Below are 13,089 nucleotides of genomic sequence, written 5' to 3' on the forward strand. Positions count from 1 at the left end.
TATCATGGCTGACAGAGTACCAATGACCGTGGCGGGGGAAGCCAGCCTTCGCGCTGAGCTCAAAAAGCTGAAATCCGAGGACCGCCCCCGGGTGATCGCGGCTATTGCTGATGCGCGGGAACATGGCGATCTGAAAGAAAACGCCGAGTACCATGCGGCCCGAGAGCAGCAGAGCTTTATCGAAGGACGCATTCAGGAGATTGAAGGCAAGCTCTCGGCGGCGCAGGTAATCGATGTCCACACCATAGAGAACACTGGCAAGGTGATCTTCGGTACGACAGTGCACCTGCTGAATCTGGATACTGATGAGCAGGTCGTCTACCGGATTGTGGGTGAGGATGAAGCCGACATCAAAGCAGGCATGCTGTCGATTTCATCGCCAATTGCCAGAGCCCTGGTGGGCAAGAGCGAGGATGACGTGGTTGCCATCCGCATACCGTCGGGAACGGTCGAGTACGAAATCGAGAAGGTGGAGCACATCTGAAGGCGCAAAAGCGCTTTTGCCACGGAAGACACGGAATATAAAAAACTGAAATAAGATTTTTATTTTTGTCCGTGAAATTCCGTGTCTTCCGTGGCAAGTCTTTATTTGTTCCGGAGAAGATTGGACAGTTTCGGATTCGGTTTCGGGGCACGACGCATAATCACGGCGATTTTGCCGATGGTCTGGATCAGTTCCGCCCCGCTGGCCTCGCACAGTGCTGCTACCGCTTCCTGACGGGTTTCGCGGTCGGGGCTGGCCACCTTGATCTTGATCAGTTCGTGGTCATTCAGGGCCCGCTCCAGCTCTTCCTGAAGGCCTTCGGTCAGGCCTTTGTCGCCAACAATGATGATGGGCTTCAGATTATGGGCAATGCCCCGGTACTCCCGGCGCTGTTCCGGTGAAAGGCTCATGATGGACTCACTTTGATCGGTTCAATAAGCCGCAATTGTAACAGACCAGCCCGGAGGTGACATTTGGCCCGCTCCAAAACCAGTGATCGCTGGCTCAAGGAACATTTTGATGATGTCTGGGTCCAAAAGTCCCGTGAAGACGGCTATCGGTCCCGGGCCAGTTACAAGCTGATTGAACTGGACAAAAAAGACCGGCTTTTCCGGCCCGGGCAGACAGTAGTTGACCTGGGCGCGGCACCGGGCGGCTGGTCCCAGGTGGCGGCTGAACGGGTCGGCGATCAGGGCCGGGTGATTGCCAGTGATATTCTGGCGATGAGCGCGATCGCAGGCGTGGACTTCGTGCAGGGGGATTTTACCGAGCAGTCTGTGCTTGATGAGCTGTTGGGTTTGTTGGGCGATCGACGCGCCGACGTTGTAATTTCAGATATGGCACCCAATATGAGTGGTATGGCTGCGGTGGATATCCCCACTGCCATGGGGCTCGTTGAGCTGGCTCTGGATATGGCGCAGCAGGTGCTCAGGCCGGGTGGTATCTTCGTTGCCAAAGTGTTTCAGGGTGAGGGCTTTGATGACCTGCTGGCCGGGATGAGAAAGAGTTTTGCATCGGTTGTCAGCAGGAAACCCGAGGCTTCCCGGGCAAGATCCCGGGAGATTTATCAGGTCTGTAAAGGATTTAACGGGTGACCCGCAGGTCGGGCGCCTTGATAGAGAGTGGGCCAGTTGTGGTGAGCAGACGTACAATTGGTGTATGGTGACAACAAGGGGTTTCTTCTCGCGGAGCGGCTCTTCAATTCACAGGTGATGATCCTTGAACGATATGGCAAAAAATCTGGTTCTCTGGCTAATTATAGCCGCTGTTCTACTGATGGTATTTCAGAACTTTACCCCCACCACCAGTGGTCAACAGGTCAATTATTCGCAGTTCGTGGAAATGGTGCAGGACGGACAGGTAAACCGTGTCACCATCGACGGGCTTGAAATTCAGGGTACTCGCAGCGACGGCTCACAATTCCAGACCGTGCGTCCCCAGGTCAGTGACAACAAGCTTATGGACGACCTGCTGGCGAACAACGTGGAGGTGATCGGCAAAGAACCCGACCGCCAGTCGTTGTGGACCCAGTTGTTGGTGGCTGCATTCCCGATCCTGATCATCATTGCGCTGTTCGTGTTCTTCATGCGGCAGATGCAGGGTGGTGGCGGTGGCAAAGGGCCCATGTCCTTTGGCAAGAGCAAAGCCAAGCTGATGAGTGAAGACCAGATCAAGACCACCTTTGGCGATGTGGCCGGCGTGGACGAGGCCAAGGAAGACGTCAAGGAACTGGTGGATTTCCTGAAGGATCCCAGCAAGTTCCAGCGTCTTGGTGGCAGTATTCCGAAAGGTGTCCTGATGGTGGGGCAACCGGGTACCGGTAAAACCCTGCTGGCCAAGGCCATCGCTGGTGAAGCCAAGGTACCGTTCTTCTCTATTTCCGGTTCCGACTTTGTCGAAATGTTCGTGGGCGTGGGCGCTTCCCGGGTCCGTGACATGTTCGAACAGGCCAAGAAACAGAGCCCCTGTATCATCTTTATCGATGAGATTGACGCCGTCGGTCGCCATCGTGGCGCCGGTATGGGTGGTGGTCACGATGAACGTGAGCAGACCCTGAACGCGTTGCTGGTCGAGATGGACGGTTTCGAAGGTAATGAGGGCGTTATCGTTATCGCCGCCACCAACCGGCCGGACGTGCTCGACCCTGCGCTACTGCGCCCGGGTCGTTTTGACCGTCAGGTGGTTGTTGGTCTGCCTGACATCATCGGCCGTGAGCAGATTCTGAAAGTGCACATGAAGAAGGTGCCGCTGTCTGACGGCGTTGAGCCACAACTGATTGCCCGTGGCACCCCCGGCTTTTCCGGTGCGGATCTGGCCAACCTGGTCAACGAAGCGGCGCTGTTCGCGGCGCGTCGCAACCAGCGCCTGGTCTCGATGGAAGAATTTGAGCTGGCCAAAGACAAGATCATGATGGGGGCTGAGCGCAAGTCCATGGTCATGAGCGAAAAAGAGAAGCGGAACACCGCCTACCACGAATCCGGGCACGCCATTGTGGGTCGCCTGATGCCGGAGCATGATCCTGTCTATAAGGTCAGCATCATTCCCCGTGGTCGGGCACTGGGTGTCACCATGTTTCTGCCCGAAGAAGACAAATACAGTCACAGCAAACGGTTTCTGATCAGTTCCATCAGCAGCCTGTTCGGTGGCCGTATCGCGGAAGAGCTGACTCTCGGCTTTGACGGCGTGACCACTGGCGCTTCGAATGATATTGAAAGGGCGACGAGTCTGGCCCGTAACATGGTTACCCGCTGGGGCCTTTCCGAGAAACTTGGTCCGCTTCAGTATGATACTGACAGCGAGGAACCGTTCCTCGGGCGCTCCGCTGGTCAGTCCCAGACCATCTACTCACCGGAAACAGCCCAGCGTATTGACGAAGAGGTTCGCAACATTATCGACAGCTGCTACGAGACAGCGAAGCAGCTTCTGGTCGATAATCGCGAGAAACTCGACCTGATGGCCGAAGCCCTGATCAAGTACGAAACCATTGATCGTCATATGATCGACGACATCATGGAAGGTCGTGTTCCGCGCCCGCCGAAGGGCTGGGGCGACAGCGGTCCGGGCGGTGGCGTGGCATCTGAAGAGTCGGGGCAGGAAGCGGCTCCGAAAAACTCTGATGATGGACGGCGCCCGGATATCGGTCGTCCTGCCGGCGAACACTGACTTCAGAGAGTCAGGCCGGAATGTACTGACGCCGCCCCTGCCGGGGCGGCGTTTCTGTTTGTGTAAGGTTGATTGTTAAAAAATGCCAAAGGATATGCCCATGAACTTTGCCGGTAAGACCCTTGATATGGCGGCCTGCCACGTTATGGGTGTGCTGAATGTGACCCCGGATTCCTTTTCCGACGGCGGTTGTTTCAGCCGGGTTGACTCGGCATTGGCGCGGGCCCGGCAGATGGTGGCGGATGGCGCCGCGCTTATAGATGTCGGCGGCGAATCCACTCGCCCCGGCGCAACACCGGTGCCTCTGCAGGAGGAGCTTGATCGGGTATGCCCGGTGGTTGAGGCAATTGCCAGAGAGCTGGATGTGATTGTTTCTGTGGATACCAGTGCCCCGGAAGTCATGCGCAGAACGGTCTCGCTCGGTGCCGGACTGATCAATGATGTCCGGGCCCTCCAGCGGCCGGGCGCAGTGGAGGTAGTGGCTGAAACAGAGGTACCGGTATGCATCATGCATATCCAGGGTGAGCCTGATCATATGCAGGACAACCCTCACTACCGCAATGTCCGCCGGGAGGTGTCCGCATTTCTGAGTGAGCGTCTGAGAGTGATTGAGGCAGCGGGCGTCCAGCGCGAGCGGGTAATTCTTGACCCCGGGTTCGGATTCGGTAAGACGGCCCGGCACAATTTCGAGCTTCTGAATGCGCTTGAACAGTTGCAGCAACTGGGTCACCCATTACTGGTCGGCATGTCCAGAAAGAGCATGCTGGGTCATGTTACCGGCCGGGATGTGGGCGAACGCTTGTCCGCAAGCATTGCAGCGGCGACAATAGCAGCTCTAAACGGGGCATCGATTATTCGTGCCCACGATGTCAGGGAAACGGTTGATGCCGTAAAAGTGGTTGCGGCAGTGGAGGAAGCCGGCTTATGAGCGACAGAAAATATTTTGGTACAGACGGTATCCGGGGCCGGGTCGGGGAATATCCTATTACGCCGGAATTCATGCTGCGCCTGGGCTGGGCAGCAGGGCAGGCGTTCAAGCGCGATGGTCACCACAACAGTGTGCTCATCGGCAAGGACACCCGCCTTTCCGGTTACATGTTCGAGTCGGCGCTGGAATCGGGGCTCTCCGCGGCAGGGGCCGATGTGAAGCTGCTCGGTCCCATGCCGACGCCGGCTATCGCTTATCTCACCCGCACCTTCCGGGCGTCAGCGGGCATTGTCATCAGTGCCTCCCATAACCCCCATGAGGACAACGGCATCAAGTTCTTCTCTCCGGACGGTACCAAACTCTGTGATGCCCTGGAGCTGGAAATCGAGCGCTGGCTGGATAGGCCGGTAGAGGTCTGCAGTGCCCGGGAGCTGGGCAAGGCCAGCCGCATCGATGATGCCGTGGGGCGATACGTCGAGTTTTGCAAAAGCACGGTGCCGAACTCGTTTTCACTGGACGGCATTCACCTGGTTCTGGACTGTGCGCACGGAGCTACCTATCAGGTTGCGCCCAAGGTATTCCGGGAGCTCGGCGCCCGTATTTCCCTGGTCGGCTCTGATCCGGATGGTCTGAATATCAACCTGAATGTCGGGTCGACGCATCTCGACACCCTCAAGAAGTCGGTAGTAGAGCAAGGTGCCGATCTCGGAATTGCCTTTGACGGCGACGGTGACCGGGTGCTGATGGTTGATCGCGACGGCTCGGAAGTGGATGGCGACGAACTGCTTTTCATTATTGCCGCGCAGCGCCACGCAGCGGGCACATTGAATGGCGGCGTGGTGGGAACGCTGATGACCAACCTGGGAGTTGAGCTTGCTCTGGTTGAGCAGGGTATCGAGTTTGAGCGGGCAAAAGTCGGTGACCGGTTTGTGATGGACCGGCTGGTAAACAGGAACTGGCTGGTTGGTGGTGAAGGTTCCGGCCATCTGGTCATCCGTGACTGCACCAGCACGGGAGACGGAATCGTCTCTGCACTTCAGGTGTTACTGGCCCTGAGTCGCGCCGACAAGTCCCTTGCCGAGGCTCGGAGGGGCATGAGCAAGCTGCCACAGAAAATGATCAATGTGCGGGTGGATGCCCGCTATGACCCTTCCCGGAGGGAAGACATCCAGGCGGCGGTACGCAGGGCCGAGAAAAAGCTTGGCAGCAGCGGCCGCATTCTGCTGCGTGCATCCGGAACCGAACCATTGATACGGGTTATGGCAGAAGGCCAGGATGAGTCGGATATTACCCAAGTAGTTGAAGAATTGGCGGTTGTTGTGCAGAATTCCAGAGCCTGAGGCGAGGCTGCGGTAGTTGTCTGCAGCCGGGGTCTGCTGTATAGTTCGCCGTCCCCGGAAGTTGCCGGAACCCGGACCATGACAGAGGTCGGTATGCGACGCAAAATCGTAGCTGGAAACTGGAAAATGAACGGCTCCAGGGCGCTGGTGAAGCAACTGATGGCGCCAGTCGGATCAGAGTTGGCCGCTCTCGATAACGGCGTCGGGGTTGTGATCATTCCGCCCGCTCTCTATGTGGCGGATGTTCTCGAATCGGCGGTTCCGGGTGTCGAGGTGGGTGTTCAGAACATTGCCCGTTGGAATTCCGGTGCCTACACCGGTGAAATTTCTGGCGCGATGGCCAGAGACAGTGGTTGTGGTTATGTTCTTGTCGGTCACTCGGAGCGCCGGCAGCTGTTCGATGAAACCGATGAGCAGATTGCGGCAAAGGTAGGCCAGGCTCTCGACAGCGGCTTGACCGCCATCCTGTGCGTGGGTGAAACCCTTGCGCAGAGAAATGCCGGAACGGCAGAGCATGTCGTTGCCGGGCAGTTGCGGGCCGGTCTTGTCAATGTTGGCGACAATCAGTGGCCGGGAATTGTGGTTGCCTATGAGCCGGTATGGGCTATCGGAACCGGTGAAACCGCGACTGCGGAAGATGCGCAGGCAATGCATGCCGCGATCCGGAACGAGCTGGAAAAACTCGGGGCGCCAGCCGATGAACTGTCGCTACTTTACGGCGGCAGTGTAAAAGCGGATAATGCTGCCGCTCTGTTCGCACAGCAGGACATTGATGGTGGCCTGATTGGCGGGGCATCGTTGAAAGCAGAAGAATTTATGAGTATCTGCCGTGCCGTACCCGGCAGCTACTGAAGATATACAGTATTCAAGAATGATTCGAGAGTCGTTATGGATTGGGTAGAAACACTGATTGTCGTACTTCACGTGGTGATTGCTGTCGCTCTGGTCGGTCTTGTTCTGATTCAGCAGGGTAAGGGTGCGGACGCTGGTGCGGCATTTGGCGGCGGCGCGTCTCAGACCGTGTTTGGCAGCCAGGGCAGCGGTAACTTTCTGACCCGGGCCACCACACTGCTTGCTATCGTATTTTTTGTCACCAGCTTTTCGCTCGCCGTGTTTGCGAAGCAGCGTGCTGAAGTCGCTGGTGAAGCCGGCATTCCACAGGTTCAGCAGCCGGCCGCCGAGGAATCCCCGGCGCCCGCTGGCGCCGGCGAAAGTGCCGCTGGCAGCAGCGAAAATGAATCACAGGGCGGGGACGATAACGCACTCCCCGACCTTGAGTAAGGTTTTGGCCCGGGTGGTGGAACTGGTAGACACGCTATCTTGAGGGGGTAGTGGCGAAAGCCGTGCCGGTTCGAGTCCGGCCCCGGGCACCATTTATCTGCAAGAACCCCGCCCTGTGCGGGGTTCTTGCGTTTTCAGTTCCGCCATCCCGCTCACTAATTACTAAGCTGAAAGAAAGTAGGCGGACGTGTCTGCCTACTTTCGTACTCATCAGTAAATATCACAAGGTTACTGCGAGGCGAGTCGGGCAGAGATGATACGTGCTGGTTTCGCTGGTCGCCTCTTGACCAGAGAAAGCGTCATCACTATACTCTCGCCTCTATTGGAGTGGGCCCTGAGCAATTTTTTCAGCCCCATTTCTGGCAGGCCAGGTGTCTGTCAGCAGAAGACGCGGTTTGTGGGTTTGTCTTCTGCGAGTTCTTGCAACAAAAAGCCCCAGTTTTTACGGGGCTTTTTGATTAAGGGGCCTGGCGCATCAGGCCCTGGTGCTTAAAAAGGGCTGATAAACAGCCCTTTTTTTGTTTTCGGGTTTCGAAAAATACGCAGCGGAGACGTCAACGCCTTGTCAGCAAAGTTGAAACAGCTGGAAGAAATACTGAGGCCCGTCGTGGAAGGGCTCGGGTATGAGTTCTGGGGAGTCGAGTTTCGCTCTCAGGGCCACCAGTCGCTACTGCGACTCTTTATCGATCATGCCGAGAACGGCATCGGTATTGAAGACTGCGAATCAGTCAGCCGTCAGGCCAGTGGCGTGATGGATGTAGAGGACCCGATCCAGACCGAATACACCCTGGAGGTGTCCTCGCCGGGCATGGATCGGCCACTGTTTCGCCTTGAACAATACGAGGCGTTTGCCGGTCACCAGGTTCAGCTCCGGTTGCGAATGGCTTTTGAGGGGCGTCGCAAGTTCCAGGGTCTGATCAAAGGCGTTGAGGGTGACGATGTGGTGGTAGTGGTAGACGATGATGAATATCTGCTGCCGTTTGACAGTATTGAGAAAGCCAACATCGTTCCGGTATTTGAGTAGAGCCAGCAACCCATGTTGAATAAGTCAGAAGACGCAATGTTTAAATCTAGAGGCAGGGCAATCCGATGAGTAAAGAGATTCTGATGGTGGTTGAGGCGGTCTCGAACGAAAAGGGAGTCGAGAAGGACGTCATCTTTGAAGCCATTGAGCTGGCGCTGGCCACCGCTGCCAAGAAACGCTACGACGATGAGGAAGCGGATATCCGTGTCTCTATTGATCGCCGTACCGGTGAGTATGAGACTTTCCGCCGCTGGCTGGTGGTCGATAACGACGCTGTTCCGGCGCTGGGTACAGAGCTGACCTTGCAGGAAGCGGAAGAAATCGACCCCAACCTGAAGCCGGGTGACATTCACGAGGAAAAAGTCGAGTCTGTTGCCTTCGGACGCATCGGTGCCCAGGCCGCCAAGCAGATCATCTTCCAGAAAGTGCGTGAAGCGGAGCGCACGAAAATTGTCGACAGTTACCGTGACCGGGTCGGTGAGCTGGTGTCCGGTACCGTAAAGAAAGTGACGCGTGACAACGTCATCGTGGATCTCGGCGCCAACGCTGAGGCGCTGTTGCCCCGGGAACAACTTATCCCGCGGGAGACGTTCCGCATGGGCGACCGGGTACGCTCGCTGCTGCTGGAAATCCGTACTGACCATCGTGGTCCGCAGCTCATTCTGAGCCGGTCCGATTCGCAGATGCTGATCGAGCTGTTTCGCATTGAAGTGCCCGAAATCGCCGAAGAACTTATCGAGATTCGCGGTGCCGCGCGGGACCCCGGTTCCCGCGCGAAGATTGCGGTTAAAACCAATGATCGCCGGATCGATCCGGTGGGTGCCTGCGTGGGCATGCGTGGTTCCCGGGTTCAGGCTGTTTCCAATGAGCTCGGTGGTGAGCGCGTCGACATTGTGCTCTGGGATGATAACCCGGCACAGCTGGTCATTAACGCCATGGCCCCTGCCGAAGTGGCGTCCATCGTGATGGATGAAGACCGGCACACCATGGAAGTGGCCGTCGCCGAGGACAACCTGGCGCAGGCCATTGGCCGAAATGGCCAGAACGTACGCCTGGCGACAGAACTCACCGGCTGGACCCTGAATGTCATGACGGAAGAGGAAGCCGGTGAGCGCCAGGAGCAGGAGCATAATTCACTGCTCGAGCATTTCACCGGTAACCTCGATGTTGACGAAGAATTTGCCAGCGTCCTTATTGAGGAAGGCTTTACCTCGATCGAAGAGGTGGCATACATCCCCATGGAAGAGATGCTCGCGATTGAGGGGTTCGACGAAGAGACGGTCACTGAACTGCGACGTCGCGCCAAGGATGCCCTGTTGAACCAGGCCCTGGCGAGTGAAGAAGCGCTGGATGGTGCCGAGCCGGCAGAGGATCTTCTGGCAATGGACGGAATGGAGCGGGGCCTGGCCTTCAAGCTTGCCGGCATGGGCGTTCGTACCATGGAGGATCTTGCCGAGCAATCGGTCGATGACCTGATGGACATCGAAGGTATGAATGAAGAGCGCGCCGGCACATTGATTATGGCGGCACGCGCACCCTGGTTTGAAGACCAGGCTTAATCGGGAGGAGGACCAGTATGGCTGATGTAACGGTAAAACAACTGGCCGCAGATATAGACGCTCCCGTGGATCGTTTGCTGCGACAGATCGTGGAGGCTGGCCTGAAAGCCCGCTCCGAGGCAGATTCTGTCACCAGTGATGAAAAGCAACAATTGCTGACTTATCTGAGAAAGAACCACGGCGAGAGTGAGGCAGAGCCCAAGAAAATCACTCTCAAGCGTAAAACCACGACCACGCTCAAGGCGGGTCGGGCCAAGACTGTCAATGTTGAGGTCCGCAAGCGGCGCACCTATGTAAAGCGTGCTGAAATCGAGCCGGAAGCGGCGAAACCGGAAGAATCTCCGGCGGCGACCGCACCGGATCAGGCGGATGCGTCTGGTCAGGCGGCAACACCGGTGGCAGATACGGCGCCGGTGAGTGAGGCGCCGAAGCCGGAGACGGCGGCAGCGCCGGCAACCACGGAAAAGCCTGCGGAAGAAGAAAAACCGGCGGATGCGGCGGTGCCGGAAGCGAAATCCTCGAACAAGGCTGCAGAGCCGGAGCCTGCGCCGGATCTGGCACCGGAAGATATGCCGATACCGCCACCTGAAGAAGGTGAAGGCAAAGATCGCAAGGCGAAGAAAAAGAAAGAAAAGGAGAAGTCGCGCAGCCGCGGTGATGAACCTGAAGAAGGCAAGCCGAAGAAGAAGTCGGCAGGACATCGGGGTCCGCGCAACCGTCCGGTGGAAGAGCCTCTTATCATCAGTGATGAAGAGGAAGACACCACGCTGCGCAAGCCGCTTCGAGCCAAAAAGAAACCCAAGGAAAAGCGTCACGCTTTCGAGAGGCCGACCAAGCCCATGGTACGAGAAGTCGATATTCCGGAAACCATCACCGTGGGCGATCTCGCCCAGCGGATGGCTGTCAAGTCCGCAGATGTCATCAAGAAACTGATGGGCATGGGGGTAATGGCGACGATCAACCAGGCTCTCGATCAGGAAACCGCTGTGTTGATCACTGAGGAGCTCGGCCACAAGGCCCGCACGGTCAGTGAGGATGCGTTCGAGGAGGAAGTTCTCAGTGAGTTCTCCTTCGAAGGCAAGGACAGGTCCAAGCGGGCGCCGGTCGTCAGCGTGATGGGTCACGTCGACCACGGCAAGACGTCACTGCTTGACTATATCCGTCGCACCAAGGTGGCCTCGGGCGAGTCCGGTGGTATCACCCAGCACATCGGTGCTTACCACGTGGAAACTGACCACGGCATGGTGTCCTTCCTGGATACCCCCGGCCACGCCGCCTTCACGGCCATGCGTGCCCGTGGTGCCCAGTGTACCGACATCGTTATCCTGGTGGTGGCCGCCGATGATGGCGTCATGCCCCAGACCAAGGAGGCGGTGGAGCACGCCCGTTCCGCCGGGGTTCCGATCGTGGTTGCCATCAACAAGATGGACAAGGAAGGCGCTGATCCGGAAAAGATCAAGGGCGAGCTGGCTGGCCTGGAAGTGATTCCGGAAGAATACGGCGGCGACGTCCAGTTCATTCCGGTATCGGCTCACACTGGTGAGGGTATCGACAACCTGATCGAGGCGTTGCTGCTGCAGGCCGAAATTCTGGAACTGGAGGCATCAGAGGATGCGCCGGCCAAGGGTGTGGTGGTTGAGTCGAGCCTCGAACGTGGCCGTGGTTCGGTCGCAACTGTGCTGGTTCAGAACGGTACTCTGCGCCAGGGCGAAATGGTCGTGGCCGGTGGGTTCTTTGGCAAGATCCGCGCCATGACCGACGAAGCTGGCAAGCAGGTCAGGCAGGCGGGTCCGTCCATTCCGGTGGAGATTCTGGGTCTGAACGGCACGCCGAACGCCGGGGACGAGTTCTTCGCGGTGGCCGACGAGAAGAAAGCCAAAGAGCTGGCAGAATTCCGTCAGAGCCGTGAGCGGGAGCAGCGTCTGCACAGACAGCAGGCGGCCAAGCTTGAGAACCTGTTCGAGAACATGGGCAAGGATGAGGTCAAGACCCTCAATATTGTCCTCAAGACCGACGTTCGTGGTTCTCTGGAAGCCATTACCAAGTCGCTCAAGGATCTGGGTAACGAAGAAGTGCAGGTCAAGATCGTATCTTCCGGCGTTGGTGGTATTGCCGAGACAGACGTGAGTCTGGCGATGGCAACCGATGCGGTTATATTCGGCTTCAACGTGCGGGCGGATACTGCATCCAAGCGCCTGGTCGAGCAGGAAGGTCTGGATCTGCGCTACTACAGCATCATCTACAACCTGATCGATGACGTCAAAGCAGCACTGACCGGCATGCTGGCACCTGAGTACCGCGAGGATATCATCGGTATCGCCGATGTCCGTGATGTGTTCCGTTCGCCGAAGTATGGCCAGGTGGCAGGCTGCATGGTCACCGAGGGTACCGTCTACCGTAACAAGCCCATCCGGGTGTTGCGGGACAACGTGGTGATCTTTGAGGGCGAGCTGGAATCCCTGCGTCGTTTCAAGGACGACGTGCCCGAAGTCCGCAACGGCATGGAATGTGGTATCGGCGTTAAAGGCTATGACGTCAAGGTTGGTGACCAGATCGAAGTATTCGACCGCACACGGGTCGAGCGCAAGCTTGAATCCACAGGAGCCTGAGGCTCCCGCTGTCAAGAGAAGCTTAATGCCAAAAGAGTTCAGTCGTATTGATCGCATTGGCGATCAGATGCAGCGGGAGTTGGCCCAGCTCATCCAGCGGGAGGTCAAAGACCCGCGGGTGGGCATGGTCACCGTCAATGCCGTCAAGGTCAGTCGTGACCTGGGCTATGCAGACATTTACGTGTCGCTTTTAACCACGGAAGAGCTTACGGAGGATTCGCCCCGGGTTCAGGAATCCCTGTCGGTACTGAATAAGGCGTCGGGTTTTCTGAAGGGCCAGGTGGGCCGTGCCATGAAGCTGCGGGTTACCCCCCAGCTGCGATTCCATTTCGATGCTCTGCTGAACCACAGCAGGCATATGGACAACCTGATCCGTGAGGCGGTAGGTGATAAGCCCGCCGTTACCGGTGATGGACCGGCGGGTCCGGATAATTCGGAGAAAGGCGTTTGAGCCGACGGCGCAAGGGCCGCGATGTCAATGGCATCCTGGTGATCGACAAGCCCATGGATATTACCTCCAACGGTATCCTGCAGCAGGTCAAGCGCCTGTTTGGTGCCGCCAAGGCGGGCCATACCGGGGCACTTGATCCACTGGCGACCGGCGTTCTGCCGCTTTGCTTTGGTGAAGCAACCAAGTTCTCCCAGATGATGCTGGACAGCGACAAAGCCTACATCGCGACAGCAAAACTCGGTGTCCGCACG

12 protein-coding genes, 1 tRNA gene and 1 pseudogene are annotated in these 13,089 nt (G+C 57.5%); 13 read left to right on the forward strand and 1 reads right to left on the reverse strand.

Annotation, left to right across the window (positions count from 1 at the left end):
- Nucleotides 1–4: 4 nt before the first annotated feature.
- A complete protein-coding gene (gene greA, locus VJ956_RS11670; protein ID WP_324085113.1) occupies nucleotides 5–484 on the forward strand; it encodes a transcription elongation factor GreA in 480 nt (159 codons plus the stop codon).
- A gap of 101 nt (nucleotides 485–585) precedes the next feature.
- Here the strand turns inward: greA and yhbY are convergent, their stop codons facing one another.
- Nucleotides 586–894 carry a ribosome assembly RNA-binding protein YhbY gene (yhbY, locus tag VJ956_RS11675; RefSeq protein WP_324085115.1) on the reverse strand — a complete coding sequence of 103 codons (309 nt, stop codon included), beginning with the start codon at nucleotides 892–894 and terminating at the stop codon, nucleotides 586–588.
- Between the two features lie 63 nt (nucleotides 895–957).
- Between yhbY and rlmE the strand changes: the two genes are divergently transcribed.
- From rlmE to VJ956_RS11735, 12 genes and pseudogenes are all read left to right on the forward strand, one after another.
- Entirely contained in the window at nucleotides 958–1,578 is a 621-nt protein-coding gene (gene rlmE, locus VJ956_RS11680) for a 23S rRNA (uridine(2552)-2'-O)-methyltransferase RlmE (protein ID WP_324085117.1), read from the forward strand.
- 124 nt (nucleotides 1,579–1,702) lie between these two features.
- The gene (gene ftsH / locus VJ956_RS11685; protein ID WP_324085120.1) at nucleotides 1,703–3,646 is read left to right on the forward strand and encodes an ATP-dependent zinc metalloprotease FtsH; all 1,944 of its coding nucleotides are present in this window, start codon (nucleotides 1,703–1,705) and stop codon (nucleotides 3,644–3,646) included.
- Between the two features lie 94 nt (nucleotides 3,647–3,740).
- Nucleotides 3,741–4,574 carry a dihydropteroate synthase gene (gene folP / locus VJ956_RS11690; protein ID WP_324085134.1) on the forward strand — a complete coding sequence of 278 codons (834 nt, stop codon included), beginning with the start codon at nucleotides 3,741–3,743 and terminating at the stop codon, nucleotides 4,572–4,574.
- A complete protein-coding gene (glmM, locus tag VJ956_RS11695) occupies nucleotides 4,571–5,914 on the forward strand; it encodes a phosphoglucosamine mutase (RefSeq protein WP_324085122.1) in 1,344 nt (447 codons plus the stop codon). Before folP ends, glmM begins: the two co-directional genes overlap by 4 nt.
- A 93-nt stretch (nucleotides 5,915–6,007) precedes the next feature.
- Nucleotides 6,008–6,766 carry a triose-phosphate isomerase gene (tpiA, locus tag VJ956_RS11700; protein ID WP_324085137.1) on the forward strand — a complete coding sequence of 253 codons (759 nt, stop codon included), beginning with the start codon at nucleotides 6,008–6,010 and terminating at the stop codon, nucleotides 6,764–6,766.
- A 36-nt stretch (nucleotides 6,767–6,802) separates the two neighbouring features.
- Nucleotides 6,803–7,195, forward strand: a complete 393-nt coding sequence (gene secG / locus VJ956_RS11705; RefSeq protein WP_324085124.1) for a preprotein translocase subunit SecG — start codon at nucleotides 6,803–6,805, stop codon at nucleotides 7,193–7,195.
- 7 nt (nucleotides 7,196–7,202) lie between these two features.
- A tRNA-Leu gene (locus VJ956_RS11710) sits at nucleotides 7,203–7,287 on the forward strand.
- A gap of 470 nt (nucleotides 7,288–7,757) precedes the next feature.
- Nucleotides 7,758–8,219: a ribosome maturation factor RimP gene (rimP, locus tag VJ956_RS11715; protein WP_324085126.1), complete on the forward strand. Its 462-nt coding sequence runs from the start codon at nucleotides 7,758–7,760 to the stop codon at nucleotides 8,217–8,219.
- 65 nt (nucleotides 8,220–8,284) lie between these two features.
- Nucleotides 8,285–9,778 carry a transcription termination factor NusA gene (gene nusA, locus VJ956_RS11720; RefSeq protein ID WP_324085128.1) on the forward strand — a complete coding sequence of 498 codons (1,494 nt, stop codon included), beginning with the start codon at nucleotides 8,285–8,287 and terminating at the stop codon, nucleotides 9,776–9,778.
- A gap of 17 nt (nucleotides 9,779–9,795) precedes the next feature.
- On the forward strand, nucleotides 9,796–12,387 hold the full coding sequence (gene infB / locus VJ956_RS11725; RefSeq protein WP_324085130.1) for a translation initiation factor IF-2: 2,592 nt from the start codon (nucleotides 9,796–9,798) through the stop codon (nucleotides 12,385–12,387).
- A gap of 25 nt (nucleotides 12,388–12,412) precedes the next feature.
- The gene (gene rbfA, locus VJ956_RS11730; protein WP_324085132.1) at nucleotides 12,413–12,838 is read left to right on the forward strand and encodes a 30S ribosome-binding factor RbfA; all 426 of its coding nucleotides are present in this window, start codon (nucleotides 12,413–12,415) and stop codon (nucleotides 12,836–12,838) included.
- Nucleotides 12,835–13,089: pseudogene (locus VJ956_RS11735) on the forward strand (tRNA pseudouridine(55) synthase TruB); the annotation flags it as partial. The gene rbfA and the pseudogene VJ956_RS11735, both read left to right, overlap by 4 nt.

Source organism: Marinobacter sp. (genome assembly GCF_035268745.1).
GTDB lineage: Bacteria > Pseudomonadota > Gammaproteobacteria > Pseudomonadales > Oleiphilaceae > Marinobacter.

What these genes read in the sequence shown, in the direction of transcription:
- greA (WP_324085113.1), top strand. Translation starts at nt 5, where the DNA reads ATGGCTGACAGAGTACCAATGACCGTGGCGGGGGAAGCCAGCCTTCGC.
- yhbY (WP_324085115.1), bottom strand. Translation starts at nt 894, where the DNA reads ATGAGCCTTTCACCGGAACAGCGCCGGGAGTACCGGGGCATTGCCCAT.
- folP (WP_324085134.1), top strand. Translation starts at nt 3,741, where the DNA reads ATGCCCATGAACTTTGCCGGTAAGACCCTTGATATGGCGGCCTGCCAC.
- glmM (WP_324085122.1), top strand. Translation starts at nt 4,571, where the DNA reads ATGAGCGACAGAAAATATTTTGGTACAGACGGTATCCGGGGCCGGGTC.
- tpiA (WP_324085137.1), top strand. Translation starts at nt 6,008, where the DNA reads ATGCGACGCAAAATCGTAGCTGGAAACTGGAAAATGAACGGCTCCAGG.
- secG (WP_324085124.1), top strand. Translation starts at nt 6,803, where the DNA reads ATGGATTGGGTAGAAACACTGATTGTCGTACTTCACGTGGTGATTGCT.
- nusA (WP_324085128.1), top strand. Translation starts at nt 8,285, where the DNA reads ATGAGTAAAGAGATTCTGATGGTGGTTGAGGCGGTCTCGAACGAAAAG.
- infB (WP_324085130.1), top strand. Translation starts at nt 9,796, where the DNA reads ATGGCTGATGTAACGGTAAAACAACTGGCCGCAGATATAGACGCTCCC.
- rbfA (WP_324085132.1), top strand. Translation starts at nt 12,413, where the DNA reads ATGCCAAAAGAGTTCAGTCGTATTGATCGCATTGGCGATCAGATGCAG.